The following is an 18,475-nucleotide window of genomic DNA, read 5'->3' on the forward strand; positions in this document are numbered from 1 at the left end:
TATGCAATTCAAATCCTATTTAATTTTTCCTATTATTTTTTTATTTATCGGTTGCGGTGCTTTTTATAACCAACCCACAGGTATTGAGAAAGCAGTTATTGGCGAAAGTACTCCTGCAACATCCCTTTTAAAAGGACTTCCTAAAGCTAAAGAGCCTATAGTAGTAGGGATTTATAAATTTAGAGACCAAACGGGACAATATAAAGCTTCCGAAAATGGAAGTACTTTTAGTACAGCCGTAACTCAAGGAGCGACATCAATTTTAATTAAAGCTTTAGAAGACTCAAAATGGTTTGTTCCTATAGAGCGTGAAAATATAGGAAACTTACTTCAAGAGAGAAATCTTATCCGTTCCACTAGACAAGAATATACAGCAAATGTAGACCCTAAAGCACCTCAAATATCCCCTTTATTATATGCGGGGGTATTACTTGAAGGAGGAATTATTTCGTATGATTCTAATATTATTACAGGTGGTTTTGGTGCCCGATATTTTGGTACAGGAGGTTCTGTAAAATATCGACAAGATAGAGTTACGATATATCTACGTATGGTTTCTACTGCAAATGGGAAGATACTTAAATCCGTTTATATTTCTAAAACGATTTTATCGCAAGCTATTGATCAAAGTTTATTTAAATATGTAAATTTTAAAAGACTATTGGAAGTAGAAACGGGCTATACTACAAATGAACCCATTCAAATGGCAGTTACTGAAGCTATAGAAAAAGCAGTAGCCTCACTTGTTATGGAAGGAATTAAAGATGGTATTTGGGAAGCTGATGTGCCTAAAGAAGAGATTGACTCTGTAATGTTAAAATATCAAAAAGAAAATGAAGATGCTGATGCAACGGCGATATATGGTAGAAAATTAACGGATAGAAGGTCAAAATTTGCAATCGAGTTTGGAAGTGGTGTTACCTTAATGGATGGAGATTATGCAAATCCATTATTGCGCCCAATGGGGCGTGGGGCTTTAAAATATTTTTTAACACCAAGTTTTAATTTGAGTGCTTCTACAAATGCTATAAATCTGGCTAATAAAGACCGTTTCGATAAATGGTATGCAACATTTGATCTTAATGCCGAATTTATTTTACTACCTAAAGATAAATTTTCTCCTTATGTATTTGCCGGAGGTGGTTTTGGTATGAATAAGGATTTTGAAAATTTCCATACAAAAGTGCAATATGGGCTAGGGCTTGAATATCTAGTTTCAGATAGAATTGGTATAAAAATGTATGGGGAACATAACTTGAATTTTAGTGATAATATCGATTATATAAAAAGAGGAGTACGGGATGATTATTATTACCGTTTTGGGGTAGGGCTGACCTATTACTTTGCCAAGAAAAAAGATAAAATTCAAATTAAATAATTGTAGATCTTCTTATCTTAAATAATTTTCTATTACCTAAAATCTAATATTAAAAAAATGAAAAATATATATATAAAACTAAGCCTGTCTCTTTTAATTCTTTTCTTTTCTTGTAGTGAGGAAAAAATTTCAGGAGAAGATTTTGGGACAGTTAATGGAAGAGTAGTGAGCGCAGTGACATTTGAACCTTTAGAGAATGTAAAGGTTTTTTCAAATCCAAGTTCAAGTATTGTTTTTACAGATAGTGACGGTCGCTTTTCTATTCCAAAAATTAAAGTAGGACAATACTCCTTTGAAGCTCAAAAAGACAATTATCTAGCTAAATTTGAGTCAGGAACAGTAAATATTAATAGCACAACAGATCTAGTATTCGAACTCAAATTAGCAACCACCAATAACAAACCTCCAACAACTCCTGCACTAGTCACTCCAGCGGACAATGCTGTAAATCAAAATTTAGAATTGAATTTAAGTTGGACTGACACTGATCCTGAAAATGACGCATTAACCTATGAAATTACATTAAGAAATGATGCGAATACTGATGTTGTTGTTTACTCTAATGTTGCTCAACCCAGTTACAACTTAAAAAATCTAACCTACAATACCAAATATTATTGGCAAGTATCAGCTTCAGACGGAATAAACCCAGTAGTGCTAAGTGCGGTGCATACATTTACTACATTGGCTTTACCTAATGCTCGATTTTTATTTGTAAAAAATATAAATGATAATAACGTAATTTATTCAGGTAATGATTCAGGCGATCAATTACAAATTACCAATTCTGCTACCAATAGTTGGAGGCCTAGAAAAAATACACAATCTAAAAAAATTGCTTTTATTAGATCAAGTGGGTCACAAAATCATATTTACACTATGAATCCGGATGGATCTGGAGTTTTTAAAGTGACGAATGCTGTGCCTATTGCTGGCTTTAATTCGGAGTTTATTAATTTTTCTTGGAATGCCTCAGGAAGTCAAATTATCTATCCTTATTTTGATAAATTATATCGAATAAATAAAGATGGAAGTGGCTTAACTAAAATGTATCAAACTCCTGACGGAAGATTTATTTCGGAATGTGACTGGAGTACTGATGGTGCAAAAATTGCTTTGAAAATTAATAATGCGAGTGGTTATAATGCAGAAATACGGGTTATTAATACTTCCGGAACGGTAATAAATCAAGTTTTATCTGGAATTGATGGCGCTTTAGGAGGACTGAATTTTTCAGTAACTGGGCAAAAATTAATTTTCACGAGAGATATTTCAGGTTATGAAAATGCCAATTATCGACAGCTAGACACTAGGATTTATGAGTATGTCTTTAGTACTGGGATAACTACTGATATTGGATTAGATAAACCTACAGGTACTTTAGATTTGGACGTGCGATATTCTCCAAGCGAGTCGGAATACATTTTTGTAAATACATCCAATGATGGCTTATCAACAAAAAACATAGTAAAACAAGTTCCTTCTAGTAATAGTACTGTTGCGGCAAGAACAATACTTTTTTCCAACGCGAGTATGCCGGATTGGGAATAAAATAAAATACAGTGTTCTATAAATGCCTATCGGTTTTAGATAGGCATTTTTTTTGCACTTTATTTTTTAGTTAAGGACCTATTATTTCCTGAAACACTTCCTATATCCCAATAGGCAAAACCCAAAAAAATAATTATCTTTGCCGCACAACCCAGTTGCTTAAAAACAGCTTACACAACTAGACTACATGAGTTCAGATACTTCAAAAAGATATGCACAACGCGGTGTTTCAGCATCCAAAGAAGATGTGCATAATGCTATAAAAAATATTGACAAGGGATTATTTCCTCAGGCATTTTGCAAAATCGTTCCGGATTATTTAACCCAAGATGAAGACTATTGTTTAATTATGCATGCTGATGGTGCAGGGACCAAATCTTCTCTAGCTTATATGTATTGGAAAGAAACTGGAGATATTTCAGTTTGGAAAGGGATTGCTCAAGATGCCTTAATCATGAATATAGATGATTTATTATGTGTAGGAGCAACGGATAATATTTTGCTTTCTTCCACAATCGGAAGAAACAAGAATCTGATTCCAGGAGAGGTTTTGTCAGCGATTATCAATGGAACCGAAGAGTTAATCAAGGAGTTAAAATCTTTTGGTGTAACCATTCATTCTACAGGTGGAGAAACTGCCGATGTAGGAGATGTGGTACGTACCATTATTGTAGATTCTACGGTGACGGCTCGTATGAAACGTTCTAAGGTGATTGACAATGCCAATATTAAAGCAGGTGATGTAATTGTAGGAATGGCTTCTTTTGGTCAGGCTACTTACGAAAAAAGCTATAATGGAGGAATGGGAAGTAACGGTTTAACATCGGCACGTCATGATGTTTTCGAAAAATATCTAGCCACTAAATATCCTGAAAGTTTTGACGCAGCAGTTCCTGAGGATTTGATCTATTCTGGTCAAGTAAAACTAACGGATGCCGTTGAAAATTCACCAATAGATGCAGGACAACTTGTACTTTCGCCTACCAGAACCTATGCGCCTATAATCAAGAAAATTTTAGATAAATATTCATCAGCTGATATTCACGGAATGGTGCATTGCAGCGGAGGAGCGCAAACTAAGATTTTACATTTTGTACAAAACTTACATATTATAAAAGATAATTTATTTCCAGTCCCACCTCTTTTTCAATTGATACAAGAACAATCTAAAACAGATTGGAAAGAAATGTACCAAGTTTTCAACTGTGGTCACCGTATGGAAGTATATGTTCCTGAAGCGGTTGCACAGGACATTATCGCGATTTCAAAATCGTTTAATGTAGATGCTCAAATCGTAGGAAGAGTAGAAGCAGCTGATAGCAAGAAATTAACTATCAGTAGTGTATACGGAACTTTTGAATACTAAATCAGTTTTTAAATAAGAAGCTAATCCCGCTATCCGCTGTATTCCCGATAATAAAAACTAAGGCTAAAAAGCCTTGTTTTTCTAAATCGGGAGATGCCGCTACTATCGGGGCTAAAAAATATATATCATGTACGAATTAGTATTTTGGAAATACCTAGAGGAAGTATATTTAAACCATCACTTGGTTTATGAATCCATTTCCGAAGAACAAGCAGCAATTGAAGGACTAGAAGAACTTCCAGTTCAAGTGATCTTGAATCGCATCGCATCGGTATTTTCAAAATGGGAAAAAGTAGATGATAAAAGTTGGAAAAACAACGACGGAGTAGGAGCTTTTCACGTTAGAACAACACCACAAAGTGTCAAAATTGATTGCTATGGTACCCAAGGAAGTACAATGGATAAATTGGTAAATCTAATGGAGGAATTTAAATGTCCGCTATATGACCCACAAGTTCCAGAGCGTTACGATGAAATGAGTGAATAGTTTATCCGTATTTTAAATAATTGACTATGAGTTTAAACTTTTCTCAGCAGGTAATTCTTGAAAATAATCATGTCTTACTACGTTCCCTTCAAGAAAGTGATTTAGAAAATTTACTAGAGTTTGCCATCAATGAACCTACTACTTGGGAATATTCTCTAATCCGTGCTGACGGAAAAGAAAATATGTTGAATTATATTCAATCGGCAGTAAAAGGAAGAGAGAATAAAAACCAATTTCCTTTTATCGTTTTTGATAAAAAATCAGGAAAATACGCAGGAAGCACTCGCTTCTACGACATAAACTTAGATTTCAAAACGCTACAACTGGGTTATACTTGGTATGGAGAACAATTTCGTGGCACTGGACTTAACAAACAATGTAAATTTTTGCTGTTACAATTTGCTTTTGAAACCCTAGGCATGGAGCGTGTTGAGTTTCGTGCAGACAATAACAATAAGAGAAGTATTGCTGCCATGAAAAGTATAGGATGTAAGGAAGAAGGAATCCTTAGAAACCACATGCCTATAAATGTGGGTAGTGAAAAGAGACGAGATTCCATTATTTTGAGTATTCTACGAAACGAATGGTTTGAAGAGGTCAAACCAAGTTTATTAAAACGGATTGAGAATTAATCTATTCTTTTTTTTCTTCGTCTTTTTTAAACCCAATTAACTTTCGATATTTAGTTTCGGCTTCTTGTAACTCTTCCTCTAGATGTTTGTATTTACTAATATCTTTTATGGTTACAACTGCAGCAACTACATTATTCTCTTGATCTATCAAGGGTCTTCCACTAATCAAAACGCGTCTTCTTTCATGCGTTTCTGAGTCCGAAAGGATGACATCAATATCATTAGTTACTTCTCCATTTAAGGCCTTTTCCATGGGAAGATTCTGGGATGGAAATATAGTTCTGCCATCAGGAAAGAACAAATCAAAATGATCGGTAATATTCAAAGGGATATTCTCGTCTTCTTCAATTCCAAAAATTTCATTGGCCATATAATTGGCCATTACGATTTCTTTATTTGCATTAGCAACGATAACACCTTCTCCTATGTTTTCTAGGATTAAGCGTAATTTTTCTTCATTTTCATACAAATCATTTATAATTACTTTTTCCTCATTTTCTAATCGAATCTCTTCCGAAATATCTCTTGCAACGGAATAAATCAACCCTTTTTTGGCATCATAATTACAATGCCAATCTAACCATTTGTAGGTTCCGTCTTTGCAAAGAGTCCTGTTTTTATAATTAATCATGAGGGTTCCTTTCAAGAGTTTATTAAATTCTTCTTCTACCAAAACTTTGTCATCAGCATGTATTAAATCAGTGAATTTTATGTTGTTGAGATCTTTTTGTTCATAGCCCAATGTTTTTGTAAAAGAAGGATTTATTTTAATAAATTGGTCTTCTTTAGAAATGGATAAGATATCAAAAGCCATATCGAAGAAATTATCGGCTACTTTTAAGGATTCCTCGTATTTAACCATTTCAGTTACATCTCTTGCAACTGCAAACATTTTTCCCGTCTCAATGTCAATTGTACTTGTCCAATCCAACCATTTATAAGTTCCGTCTTTACAACGAGCACGAGCTCTAAGATTGATTAATGATTTTCCTTTTTGTAAAGATTTGATAGCTTCAGTAGCAGCTTTTATGTCTTCAGGATGCGTAAAAGATAAAAAAGTTTTATGGTCCATGTCACTTTGTTCATACCCTAGTGTTCTCGTAAAAGCAGGATTAATTTTTATAAAATAGTCTCCACTTCCTACGGCAAGCATGTCATAAGACATATTAAAAAATTTCTCAGCTATTAATAAAGATTTTTGTGTTTCTATTTGTGAAGTCATATCTCTGGCAACGGCATATAAATAACCCGTTTCAATATCTGCTGCAGCATTCCACACTAACCATTTGATCGATCCATCTTTTGCAATCCATCGATTTTCAAATTTTATTATTGTAGCACCATTTTCAAGCTTATTTATTTCTTCGTTTGTAATTTCAATGTCGTCAGGGTGAATGTATTTTAGGAAAGAAACAGTTGTTAACTCTTCTTCTGTATAACCCAATATGGTACTAGTAGCGGGATTCACTTTTATAAATTTATCTTTCTGTGCTATCACCATGAAATCCAAAGACATATTGAAGAATTTGTCTACTGCTTTTAATTCAATTTCTTTTTCAATTAAGGGAGTTATGTCACTGGCCACCGCATACAACAAGCCAGAAGTTATTTCGGAATAAGTAGACCATTGTAACCATTTTATAGCACCATCTTTACAGATGTATCTGTTTTTAAATTGCATAGAATTCATTCCAGATTTTAGTTTGACCACTTCAGATGCGGTATTAACTTTATCTTCTGGGTGTACAAAATTTAAGAAGGGCTGACTTAGTAGTTCGTCTTCTGAATATCCTAGTATTTCCATTGTTGCAGGGTTTACTTTGATAAATTTATCAAACGAGGCGATAACCATCATTTCCGCAGACATATTGAAAAACTTGTCAGAAACTAGTAATGAATCTTCTAGTTTTTTTCGTGCTGTAATATCAGTTAATATTCCCCCTATAGCATATATCCTATTATTGGCATCGTACAATGGAAATTTCACAGCAATATAAGTGTGTTTGCCATCTTCTTGCGTAATAACTTCTTCTGTTTTTAACTCTTTTAATTGTTTTACTACTTCAAGGTCAGAGTTCCGGTAGTCTTCAGCTATGGTTTCGGGTAGAAGGTCGTGATCTGTTTTGCCAATAATTGGTTCAGTGGGGTTTTTAAATAAAGAGCCAAATTGTTTGTTGACTAACAAATATTCTCCATTAATTTTTTTTATAAAAATGGGGTTTGATGTATTGTCAATTATCGATTGCAGTAAGAGTCGGTTTTGATTGAGTAAGTTTTGTGACTCTGTTTTTGCTTTCAATTGGGTTCTAATAATAATATAGACCACAATAAGGAGTACGATAGATAGTATAAATAATGAAAGTTCAACCCAGTCAAAAACTGGGTCCCTAGTGATATCTCGCCCTGTATCAAGTCGATTTATGAAAATTAACCCTGATGCAATTACTACTAATACATTGATGACAAACCCTAGGAATATTTTTTTTTCAAAAGAAATTTTCATAGACTAGTGATTTTATATTTAATTTAAATAAAACCCAAAAAGGGAATGTTATATCTATGAAAGTTAGTGAATTATATTGAATTTATTCATTCGGGTTTTAATTTTTTAATCGTGAAATGCTGCGTCGTTTTGATGAAAGTTATTTGACTATTACCTTTTAAATAGTATAAAAATGAAAGTAACAGTTTATAAGAAGAGATGTTTAGGTAGCACTGTTTTTAAATTTCATCAAATTTAAGCTCAATAAGATTACAATTAAAGTAACTCCTACATCAGCGGCAATCGCGAAAACCAAATTACTATATCCTAGAAAAGCTAATGTTATGAAAATAACTTTCACCGCAATAGCTCCAATTGTATTGCTTTTGATTCTAATAAGTGTTTTTTTGCTAAGTTGGATTAAAAACGGAATTAGAGAAAGATTATCATTCAATAAAGCAATATTTGCTGTTTCAATTGCGGTATCACTTCCTGCGGCTCCCATTGCAATTCCTATAGTACTTTGCGCCAGAGCAGGGGCATCATTTATTCCGTCACCAACCATGGCTACATCACCAAATTGATGGATTAGGTCTTTTATTTTGCTGGATTTTTCTTCAGGAAGTAAGCCACCAAATATCTTCTCGATTCCTACTTGTTTTGCGACATAATGTGCTGCTTTTTTACTGTCTCCAGTAAGCATTATAAGTTCTATATTCATGGCCTGCAATTGTTTTATGGCCTTGATACTGTCTGGTTTTATTTCGTCAGTCAAACCAATGATTCCAGCTACTCCTTTACCAAAACTAATCACGACACTAGTTTTTCCTTCGGAAGCCAGTTGTTCCACAATTTTTTCGGCATCGTCAGTGACCTCATGGTATTCTTTAATGAATTCCATTTTTCCTACATATACGGTTTCATCTTCACAAACCAAACATTTGGCAATAGCTCCTTTGCCCATAATACTTTTAAACCCTTCCGCTTTGTGTGGCTCAAAACCTTCTTTTTTACTGGCAGTAACAATCGCTTGTGCCAATGGATGTTCAGAGAATAGCTCCGTTCCAGCGGTGCAAGCCAGCAATTCTTCTCTACTGGTTCCATTCAAAGGAAATACATCAGTCACTATAGGATTCCCGTAAGTGATTGTTCTGGTTTTATCTAATGCGATTGCTTTTATTCGGGCCATTCCTTCTATGTATTTCCCTCCTTTTACCAGTGCCCCTTTTGCGGAAGCATTCCCTATAGCGGCATATATGGCAACAGGCGTAGAGATCACCAAAGCGCAAGGACAGGCAATGACTAGCAGAGTGATGGCTTGTTTTAGCCAAAGATCAAAATCCAAGTGAAGTATAAAAACGGGGATGACTAAAACTAAAACAGCCAACGCTATAATGGTAGGCGTGTAAAATTGCGAGAATTTCTGAATGAATTTTTGAGTGTCACTTTTGGAAGCCGCTGCTTCGAAAGTCAGTCGGATAATTTTAGAAAAAGTAGTGTCTATGGATAATTTGGTCGTTTCAACTTCTATAAAACTATTTTTGTTTAATGTCCCAGCAAATATAATATCGCCAGGATGTTTGTCCTTAGGTAAAGGTTCTCCAGTGATTGCTGTTTCATCAATCATGGTTTCTCCTGAAATTATTTTTCCGTCAAGGGGAATCATTTCACCTGGTTTAACTTGTATAATTGTTCCTACAGCAATTTTACTAATAGGAATATTTTGGTTCTCTAATTTTACAAAGGCGGTTTTAGGAGCTTTACGAATTAATTCATCCAGAGCTGATTTAGAGTTTTCGAGTCCTATATCTTCCAGTCTTTCGCCCAAAACATAAAGAACGATTACTACAGCTGCTTCAGGATATTCGCCCAAATAAAAGGCGGCAATAACAGCAATAGTCATTAGTAAATTAATGCTACTGAATTTAAGTTTAAATAGCGCTTTGAAACCATTGATTAACACCTCGTACCCAATGCCGATAATGAAAAAAGCAAAAATAAATGGTCCATAAGGCATAGGAATATGTATGCCAATGATGGATAGGATTTCCAAAATAATGACAATTGTAATAGCAAAAAGAAGGAATATAAATTTTTTGTCTTTGATGGGGAGTTTCATAAAAATACTTTTTTTATTTTTTTTACAACGTTCCAATATGGAAATAACGTTTATGAAAAAGTGAGTTATTAAGGAAGAGAAACCTTTTTATTTGAAATTTTTGAACTAAAATTATAATAATAGTTAAATATAAAAATAATCTATTTCTTATTATTTATACCTCTTGCAATTTAACTTAAAATTTTAGTTTGACAGTATGAAAAAGCGTTTGTAGATTACAAATTCGGTCGAATACATTGCATGCCTTTGTATTTTTACTCAAAAAGGTAGTGGGTTTTGCTAAAAACTTTGCGAACTTTGCAATCAAATACTTTGATATGAAAATAAACTTAAAAAACGGAATTGATAAGCTCATTTTCGGGATGAAACAAAAAGACGTTACCGCTCTTTACGGTAAACCAGATAGAAACTACAAAGACGAAGATGACAATGTTATTTTTGCTTATAATACTCACAAAATACGTTTGACTTTTTATCAAGAAGAAGAATTTAAATTGGGTTATATGGTTGCTTCAAGTCCTGATTTGGAATTATTCGGGAATAAGGTGATTGGTAGAAAAATAAGTGATGTAAAGAAAGAACTTGCTCAAAAAGGGATTACTAAATTTACTCAGGAAGAATTTGATACTTTCGAAAACTATTTTAACGAAGAGAATTGGATTATTTTTCAAACGGAATATGATGAGGTTGTAAAATTTGAAATTGGTGCTATCATCAATCAAAAGGATGAATTTGACTGGAAGTTTAAAAGCTAATACTGTATTTTAATAATTCTAAGGTAGTATATAAAACCCGATAGTTCACACTATCGGGTTTTTATTTATGTGGAGTGCTAACCGCCCAATAATTACCAGCCGTATCATAAAATGAACCTCTAGTATCTGGGTCGTCATGAAGATTTATTGGAGCTTCAATTTGTTCACATCCATTTTCCATCGCTTTCTGGAAGGTAGAGAACACATCAGGAACGTATAAATGCATCATTGATTTAGTAGCACTATAGTTTTCGGTACTATCACAGATCATGAGTATCGAATCGTCAATCTTCAACTCGAGATGGGCAATTTTTCCATCAGTGCGCTCAAAGCGTCTCGTTTCTTCAGCATCAAAAATTAGTTTCAATAAATCTGCAAGTGATTGCGCATGGTCACAAATCAAGTAGGGTGAAAGAGAGTTGTATCCGTGGGGTTTATAGCTAGTATTCATTTTTTTATACTTTTTTTAGTTGTTTTTTCCTTGCTACAATTAGTTAAAGACTAAATTAAGCCCTATTTTCGGATTTGCCAAATCTTCCAAATACAAAACCATTTCCAAATTAAGCCAATTGCCCAAATCCGTTGTAGCGTGTGTTATGTGCGGTATTTTTTACGTGATACTGTGCCAATAATGTCCACATCCATTTTTACATTCAGTTTCTCGTCTTTCAGTATCAGTAATTTTGAAAATCCATAGAAGCGAAATGATTATTTTTTCATATTCATTTTCAGGTAATTCACTTAATATTTTAAATGCAATTTTGGTTGAAAATTTATTAAGTATTACGACTGGTGTGAAAGTTTGTTTGATAGGTATACTAACAATAGCTCTTTGATAAGAGTCAGAATTATAATTAGATTTGTCTCGAATAGAATTAAAAATGAAATTTTTTAGAATTGCAAAAGTTATCTTGAAATCAAATTCAGAGCTTTTTAAGATTAGTTTCTGACCTTTGTCAAATTCAGTTATGTTCTGGGCGATTAAATTTATTTGTCTTTCAAGTGTAGTCATTTTAGTTAAGCATCAAATTCGGCATAGTATATAATTCGTTCAACTTTTTTATCGTCTGACTTGAATTCTTCAATTTTCAATAGGTCATCATAAAAATCTTGTAAAACAAAAATTTCTAAAAAGTATTCAAATTCTGGACATTTTGTTTGGGCTATTATGCTCAACTGCATTTCCATTTCTTCAGGAGTTAATTCCAAAACTAAAGCTTCAGAATCTGGTAGAAATTTTCCATTATTTCTTTTTGCAAAAATTGAATGTATAATTTCTTCAGTGTCTATGTAATTCTTACAATTTAAAATTGCTTCACTCAATATCATTTTTCGATGTTGTCTTTTAGTAGTTCGTTCCTCAAATATCGCACATAACGTTTTGTCGCTTTGCAAGGTTGCGAACTTCGTAACCGAGATATTTCGGCTAAGATAAAATTTCTTGCGAAACGTAAATGTGAATTTACCACAAAATTCGCAATCTTGCAAAACGGCTGTTACCACTCGTTTATCTTTAGAAGATCAGTTGTTGAATTTCGTTTCGCATTAAGAATATAATAATCAAAATCACTAATGTAATTATGTTAGTTTTGGATTCAATAAATTTCTGTTCGTTAAAGTTTTTAAATATTTGATATATTAAATATCCACCGATTATTACGATTGGTAAATAGTCCAATATTATTTCAACATACCAAATTTCTGAAATTCTGCTTGCAGTTGCGCCTTCACCATAAATTCCCCAAAAGACAAAAATTTCAATTAAGAATAGCAATATAAGAATCACAAAAAGCAATATGCTTTTAAGCGCAATACTTTTATATTCAGTTTTTGGTTTAGTAAGTTTTTGTAAATTCAAAATGAGTCGTTATTAAAATAAAAACATAAAGCAATTGCAAATAAGTGTATTCCAAAAACAAAGTATTTCCATTTCGGTTTGGCTATTAAAATTCGGCTATAAATTGGTATTTGGATTACAGCTATGATAAGACCAATTAAACCTATTTCGTTATTTAAGTTTGCTAATAACATTGTAAAGGGAAAAATTATTTTCGCAGGAATATATGTTCCGTGTCCGCCACCTGCAAACATTATCGTTACAAGTAGACATAAAAATGTAATAATTAATGTTTTCGCTGCTATTTTCATTTTTAAATGAGTGGTAACGTTCCGCCGCTTCTCGTCAGTTGCGAACTTCGGAACAAATTATTTTCTGTTAAAGATAAAAATTCTTGCGAAACGTAAACGTGAACTTACCACAAAATTCGCAATTGCGAGAAACGGCTGTTAGTGGCTGGCTAATTTCCATTAAATCTTCTTACCAATTTTATTTCAGTACAATCTTCTGTTTCGGATACTTCAATTACGATAAAAGATTCTACAATCATTTTGTCATATCTCAAAATATCTATCATAGTTTCGTTTTCAACAGTATAAATTGAAATTGTATAATAGTCTTTCGGATTTCGAGTAACTTTTCTTGTTGTTGGTTCTTTACAATTCGAACCTTGACCAAAGACGAAAGCATTTTTACGGTAAAATGTCCAATCAACTACTTCACATAAACTTTTGTGTTTCGTTCCTTCTTTGTAAACAAATGCATTTAAAGAGTCCTTTTTGAAGTATAAATTATCAATATTATTAAATTCCCAAGACTTGTTTGAAGGTAAATTTAACTTTCCTTTTTCCATTTCCACAACACTGTTTTTAACTACTTTCTGAATTGTTGATTTTGTCGGTTTGATTTGAGCAAACAAACAAATTGGAAATAAAAAAACTATGTATATTAATTTGTAATTATTCATTTGATTTTCTTTTGCAGAGTAGTTTCTGTTACCGTTCACGATAGCTTGCCACTAACGTTATGCCACTTTGAGATGGCTGGAAGTTCGTAACCGCTCAATTTTCGGCTTAACGAAAACTTGATGCGAAACGATAATTCCACTAAATTCCAGCTAGCTCAAAATGGCGGTTAACTGCAGGCTTTCTATTTATTTAGTACGTAAAAGAAATCTTTTATTTTTTCTTCATTAGTAACTAATTGAAGAAACTCTCTAGTATCTTCTAAAAGTTCTGGTTTATTAAGGATTATATTTGCTAAACTTCTCAATCGATTTAATTGATTAATATTAGCAATTCTGGTTTTTAAAGTTTTGTTTTTTTTAATAGTTTCAATAAAATAAGAAGCAGAATTATTGTCAAAGTATTCAAACATATTTGATATTCTGGGTGCAGCTGTATTTGAATAAAAATCTTTTCTAGCATATTGATAACTTCCACCTTTATAACCAACATAGGTTAGTGTTAAAGCGGTTACATATCTTTCTAATAAATTTTCTGGTATATTTGTTCCAAGGCGTTGTATTTTTTTAATTATATTACCTTCATTCTCCCAATTGTCTAAATTAACTTCTAATTCTGTTATCAAAGGTTCGTATAATACTCTTCTACTAGCAATCGAAACATATCTTAAGCCACTAACAAAAGTAAATAAATCCGTCGCTTTATTGATTATAATAGAATTACCAGATACAATTAATTTATCAAATCTTTGTCCAATTTGTTGCCTAATTTCTTTAGAAATAACTTTCCATAGAATTGGGTATCCAAACTCAATATTGCTTTTTAATGTTGTTGATGCATTTTCTCCAATATATAATGTAAAAAGACGATTAGACATTTCATTTTTATAAATATCAGGCAGGTCAGAAAAAGCTTGTTCTACTGCAATTTCACTTTTACTGAAGTTTTCACTATCCATTGTTAAGATATATTCGTTGACATCTATTATCGGAATAGGATAAGGTTGAGATAATACGTATCTGTTACAATCTGAAATCATATCAAAGACTTTAAAATAAGTCGGGTCGGAACTTTCAGGATGTCCATCAAAGATATTTCTAGTCTCGCGGGCTTGTTGCAGAAGTTTTTTAGCTTCCCAACCAATTGCTCCAATTTTGTAAGCACCTTCAATCAAATCAATATCTATGACATAATTTTGAAAATCTTCGTAAGTCTTTATTTCTCTTTTTTGGTCATACTCCTTATTGAAAAGATCAATACTTGTGTGAATAATTTTTCTGCGCAAATCATCAACTACAGCGTTCCAATAGCACCCAATTGTGCTTCTTAATCCACCAGCTGCTAAAACTTTTTTAGCTTCGGTAATATATTTATTGTCAGCGAATTCCTCTCTGACATTAGTTAGTTCTTTTTGTAGATATTCCAACTTATCTATTGGAATAGCAATTTCATTTTGTGATACTATTATTTCTTTCATTCTAAGTTTTTTGGTTAGCTTGCAGTTAACTTGTATATAACATCAAATATATACATCTTTTAAGGATTTTTTAAGGTAAACGCAGTTTTTTCTTACTAACTAAACGATTGAAGTGACTGATTATTATTTAAATAGCTCTTATTAAAAGAGAGGTGAATAGGGGTGTTGATTTTCTAGTGTATTTCTTTATCGTGGGGTTGCATGAGGGATGGAAGTGGAAATCCTTTTATGGAACGTAGTGTAATAAAAGATTGCAACGTACAGCCCGACCCTGCTGGAAAGGAGTGGAAGCTGGGGCATGCCCAAAATAAGCATAAAAAAAAACCGACTTGCAGGTGCAAATCGGTTGTGATGAATAAAGAGGACTCTTTTTATTTTGTAGGTTGTTTTTCAAACATTTCTAATTCGAAAATTAAAGTGGCATTGGGAGGTATAACGCCACCAGCACCGCTTTCTCCATAAGCTAAGTTAGAAGGGATGAAAAGTATTGCTTTGTCACCATATGACATTACGCTTAATCCCTCTAAGAAGCCAGGGATCATTCCGTCTTTTTTCCCTGCTTGGAAAGGAAAGGCGGCGTATCCGTTTTGTGCCGCTCTATTGGCATCATATTTTCCGTATGCTTTGGCTACTTCTTCATAACTGCTGTCAAATAAAGTTCCATCTTCAAAATAACCGGCATAATGGAAGTAGAATGTACTGCCATCAACTGGTTTTACTCCTGTCCCTTTTTGTATGATTTTATAAGTCAAACCAGATGGAGTAGTGGTAGCAGTTGCTTTGGCAGCAGCAAGGTAGGCTACTTTAGCCGCAATTACGCCTGCATACTTTTCATTAGTTGCTTTTACTTTTTCGGCTTCAATTAAAGCTTGTTTTTTAGCGTCCTCTGCTTTGTTTTCATAGTAGTTAGCAAATACTTTTGATGCATCAAAATATTTAGCACCAGCTCCTTTTCGTGTAATAGTCACTTTAGTAATTACATCCTCTTGAGCAATACTATTAACAATATCCATTCCTTGAGTTACATGACCAAAAATGGTGTGCTTGCCATTTAACCAGGGTGTGTCTTTGTGCGTTATGAAAAATTGACTCGAATTTGTTGCTGGACCAGAATTAGCCATGGCTAAAACACCGCCTTTGTCAAACTTTAAATCGGTAAATTCATCTTTGAACGCATATCCAGTTCCACCAGCACCACTTCCAGTTGGGTCTCCAGTTTGAATCATGAAATTACTAATTACTCTATGGAATTTTAAACCGTCAAAAAATGGTTTTCCCTTTAATTTTTCATCAGTTACAAAAGCATTTTTTCCTTCCGCAAGTGAAATGAAATTAGCCACTGTAATGGGCGCTTTTTGGTATTCTAGTTGCAGGGTAATATCTCCCTTATTTGTTGCAATCGTTGCAAAAATTCCTTCAATAGCAACGGGTGCTTTAACAACTGCTTTTGTTGTAGATACAGCTGTTTTTTTTGTAGTAACGGCTTTTTTTGTGTTTTGAGCTTGGGTATTTAATACTCCAAAAAACACTAAAATTAAAAGTTTAAATTTCATCTTGTTTAAATTAAGGTCTACCTTTTTTTGGTCTTATTTATTATTTTGCACTAGGATCTAATAACTCTATTTCAAAAACAATATTTGCATTGGGAGGAATAACATCTCCTGCACCACCTGCGCCATAAGCTAAATGCGAGGGTATGAATAAAATCGCTTTATCACCCAAAGATAATTTTTCTAATCCTTCAATAAAGCCCGGAATCATGCCATCTTTTTTTCCTGCTTGAAAAGGAATAGGTTGATATCCGCCTTGATTGGCTCTGTTTTGATCGTATTTTCCAAAAGTTTGTGCTACATTTTCAATACTGCTATCAAAAAGTTGACCATCTTCAAGGAAGCCTGCATAATGAATGTATAACGTTGACCCTTTTTCTGGTTTTTTACCACCGGCTTTCTTAGTGATTACATATTTAAGACCACTTGAAGTTTTAGTCGCTTTACTCTTTAAAGCATTGAAATATTTTACTTTATCTTCTCGAACATCTTTGTATTTTTCATCGTATGCTTTTTTATTTTGAGCATCGATTTCCATTTTTTTCTTTTGGTTTTCTGACTCAACAGAAAAATAGTTGAAAAATGTTTTTACAGCATTAAACTTTTTTGCTGCTTCACCATTTCTAATGATGGTTACACTTTTTATAAAATCATTTTGCTCAATTTTATTAACCACTTCCATTCCGTTTTCGACTACATGACCAAAAATGGTGTGTTTTCCGTCTAACCATGGAGTGGCAACATGAGTGATGAAAAACTGACTGCTATTTGTTGCTGGACCATTATTAGCCATGGCCATAATACCTCCTTTGTCAAAACGCAAATCGTTAAATTCGTCTTTGAATTTATAACCACCGTCTCCTGATCCTGTTCCTAGTGGATCTCCAGTTTGGATCATAAAATCTTTAATCACTCTGTGGAATTTTAAACCATTAAAAAAAGGTTTTCCTTTAAGATTATCATTGGTAACAAAGTCATTTTTTCCTTCGGCCAAAGTCACAAAGTTAGCCACTGTAATAGGCGCTTGCTTGTAATCTAAGGCTAGAATGATTGTTCCTTTACTTGTTTCTATTTTGGCATATAAGCCATCAGGAAGATTACTGTTTTCATCTTTACAGGATGTCAAGGTAGCAAGTACAAGTAATACAAATAGGATGCTTTTTTTCATATTGATATTAATTAACGAATTATTTTAAGGTATCTTTTATTTGAGTTATCGTCTTTTTTACGGCGGATTGAGACCTTGGAGTGGTGTCTTTATTTACCTTTTTTAAAGTATTGTCAGTAGATAATGTCTCTAATTCTGCTTGTTTTTTATAAGTTGATTCAGGTCTAAAATCACGTAGGGTTACAGTGCAAAGTAAAGGCTGATTGACCCCAATTTTTTTATTGTCTCCATGATACCCAAAACCCATATGAGAAGGGAAAAGAAAGTTTACTTTTTCATTTCTATGCATTAGTTTAATGCCATCTCTTAATCCCATCATGATATCTTCTTTGTCGATATGATAAACCTGAGGTCTTAATTCTAGTTGAGAGTAAATAATAGTGCCGTCAAGGTCTTTTACTTCATAATCAAAGTAAGCAATATCTCCTTTTTTTGGACTGATTGTATCAATGTCATTTTTTATTTCATAAGAATACCAATACCCTTTTGATGAAGAAAAATATTCAACAGTTGGTTTGCTTTTCATTAGTGTCTTGATTTGATCTTCTTCAGTCGCTACTAGTTTTTTATTTCTAGCCACTGATTTTTTCATGAAAGTCCCAGACGTATGTGAAATAGGTCTTCTGGCTTCTTGATGCTGTTTACAGCTGGAAATTAGTCCAGATAAAAAGAGTGTAATTACAATTAAATAGGTATATTTCATATTGG

General features: G+C 33.2%; 18 protein-coding genes. 6 read left to right on the forward strand and 12 right to left on the reverse strand.

The features are described 5' to 3' along the window. Position 1 precedes the first annotated feature (1 nt). The 5 genes from AB3G39_RS06755 (at position 2) to AB3G39_RS06775 (ending at position 5,414) form a co-directional block, all read left to right on the forward strand. Positions 2-1,378 carry a CsgG/HfaB family protein gene (locus tag AB3G39_RS06755; protein ID WP_369764625.1) on the forward strand — a complete coding sequence of 459 codons (1,377 nt, stop codon included), beginning with the start codon at positions 2-4 and terminating at the stop codon, positions 1,376-1,378. Between the two features lie 57 nt (positions 1,379-1,435). Further along, positions 1,436-2,929 (forward strand): carboxypeptidase regulatory-like domain-containing protein, encoded by a 1,494-nt coding sequence (locus AB3G39_RS06760; RefSeq protein WP_367771399.1) that lies wholly within the window; start codon positions 1,436-1,438, stop codon positions 2,927-2,929. Positions 2,930-3,116: 187 nt separating this feature from the next. Then, the gene (locus AB3G39_RS06765) at positions 3,117-4,295 is read left to right on the forward strand and encodes an AIR synthase related protein (RefSeq protein WP_369764626.1); all 1,179 of its coding nucleotides are present in this window, start codon (positions 3,117-3,119) and stop codon (positions 4,293-4,295) included. A gap of 127 nt (positions 4,296-4,422) precedes the next feature. Then, positions 4,423-4,782, forward strand: coding sequence for a hypothetical protein (locus AB3G39_RS06770; RefSeq protein WP_369764627.1), 360 nt, complete (start codon positions 4,423-4,425; stop codon positions 4,780-4,782). A 26-nt stretch (positions 4,783-4,808) separates the two neighbouring features. Next, positions 4,809-5,414, forward strand: a complete 606-nt coding sequence (locus AB3G39_RS06775) for a GNAT family N-acetyltransferase (protein WP_369764628.1) — start codon at positions 4,809-4,811, stop codon at positions 5,412-5,414. Position 5,415: 1 nt separating this feature from the next. Here AB3G39_RS06775 and AB3G39_RS06780 read toward each other — a convergent pair whose 3' ends face one another. Beyond that, complete coding sequence (locus tag AB3G39_RS06780; protein ID WP_369764630.1) at positions 5,416-7,917, reverse strand: PAS domain S-box protein; 2,502 nt, start codon at positions 7,915-7,917, stop codon at positions 5,416-5,418. A gap of 202 nt (positions 7,918-8,119) precedes the next feature. Further along, positions 8,120-10,015: a heavy metal translocating P-type ATPase gene (locus tag AB3G39_RS06785; protein ID WP_369764631.1), complete on the reverse strand. Its 1,896-nt coding sequence runs from the start codon at positions 10,013-10,015 to the stop codon at positions 8,120-8,122. A 317-nt stretch (positions 10,016-10,332) separates the two neighbouring features. Between AB3G39_RS06785 and AB3G39_RS06790 the strand changes: the two genes are divergently transcribed. Then, positions 10,333-10,770, forward strand: a complete 438-nt coding sequence (locus AB3G39_RS06790) for a hypothetical protein (RefSeq protein WP_369764633.1) — start codon at positions 10,333-10,335, stop codon at positions 10,768-10,770. Positions 10,771-10,831: 61 nt separating this feature from the next. Here the strand turns inward: AB3G39_RS06790 and AB3G39_RS06795 are convergent, their stop codons facing one another. From AB3G39_RS06795 to gldI, 10 genes are all read right to left on the reverse strand, one after another. Further along, entirely contained in the window at positions 10,832-11,221 is a 390-nt protein-coding gene (locus tag AB3G39_RS06795; protein WP_369764634.1) for a VOC family protein, read from the reverse strand. A gap of 159 nt (positions 11,222-11,380) precedes the next feature. Next, positions 11,381-11,782 (reverse strand): DUF5958 family protein, encoded by a 402-nt coding sequence (locus tag AB3G39_RS06800; RefSeq protein ID WP_369764635.1) that lies wholly within the window; start codon positions 11,780-11,782, stop codon positions 11,381-11,383. A gap of 5 nt (positions 11,783-11,787) precedes the next feature. Then, positions 11,788-12,099 (reverse strand): hypothetical protein, encoded by a 312-nt coding sequence (locus AB3G39_RS06805; RefSeq protein ID WP_369764636.1) that lies wholly within the window; start codon positions 12,097-12,099, stop codon positions 11,788-11,790. Positions 12,100-12,283: 184 nt separating this feature from the next. Beyond that, positions 12,284-12,628 (reverse strand): hypothetical protein, encoded by a 345-nt coding sequence (locus AB3G39_RS06810; protein ID WP_369764637.1) that lies wholly within the window; start codon positions 12,626-12,628, stop codon positions 12,284-12,286. Beyond that, entirely contained in the window at positions 12,625-12,918 is a 294-nt protein-coding gene (locus tag AB3G39_RS06815) for a hypothetical protein (protein ID WP_369764638.1), read from the reverse strand. Before AB3G39_RS06815 ends, AB3G39_RS06810 begins: the two co-directional genes overlap by 4 nt. A 149-nt stretch (positions 12,919-13,067) precedes the next feature. Beyond that, positions 13,068-13,574, reverse strand: a complete 507-nt coding sequence (locus tag AB3G39_RS06820; protein ID WP_369764639.1) for a hypothetical protein — start codon at positions 13,572-13,574, stop codon at positions 13,068-13,070. Between the two features lie 182 nt (positions 13,575-13,756). Then, positions 13,757-15,049 carry a hypothetical protein gene (locus AB3G39_RS06825; RefSeq protein ID WP_369764641.1) on the reverse strand — a complete coding sequence of 431 codons (1,293 nt, stop codon included), beginning with the start codon at positions 15,047-15,049 and terminating at the stop codon, positions 13,757-13,759. 371 nt (positions 15,050-15,420) lie between these two features. Then, the gene (locus tag AB3G39_RS06830; protein WP_369769776.1) at positions 15,421-16,602 is read right to left on the reverse strand and encodes a peptidylprolyl isomerase; all 1,182 of its coding nucleotides are present in this window, start codon (positions 16,600-16,602) and stop codon (positions 15,421-15,423) included. Positions 16,603-16,642: 40 nt separating this feature from the next. After that, positions 16,643-17,767: a peptidylprolyl isomerase gene (locus AB3G39_RS06835; protein ID WP_367771361.1), complete on the reverse strand. Its 1,125-nt coding sequence runs from the start codon at positions 17,765-17,767 to the stop codon at positions 16,643-16,645. A gap of 19 nt (positions 17,768-17,786) precedes the next feature. After that, positions 17,787-18,470 carry a gliding motility-associated peptidyl-prolyl isomerase GldI gene (gldI, locus tag AB3G39_RS06840; protein ID WP_367754516.1) on the reverse strand — a complete coding sequence of 228 codons (684 nt, stop codon included), beginning with the start codon at positions 18,468-18,470 and terminating at the stop codon, positions 17,787-17,789. Between the last annotated feature and the right edge of the window lie 5 nt (positions 18,471-18,475).

Origin of the sequence: Flavobacterium sp. WC2416, from assembly GCF_041200095.1 — a bacterium.
Lineage (GTDB): Bacteria > Bacteroidota > Bacteroidia > Flavobacteriales > Flavobacteriaceae > Flavobacterium.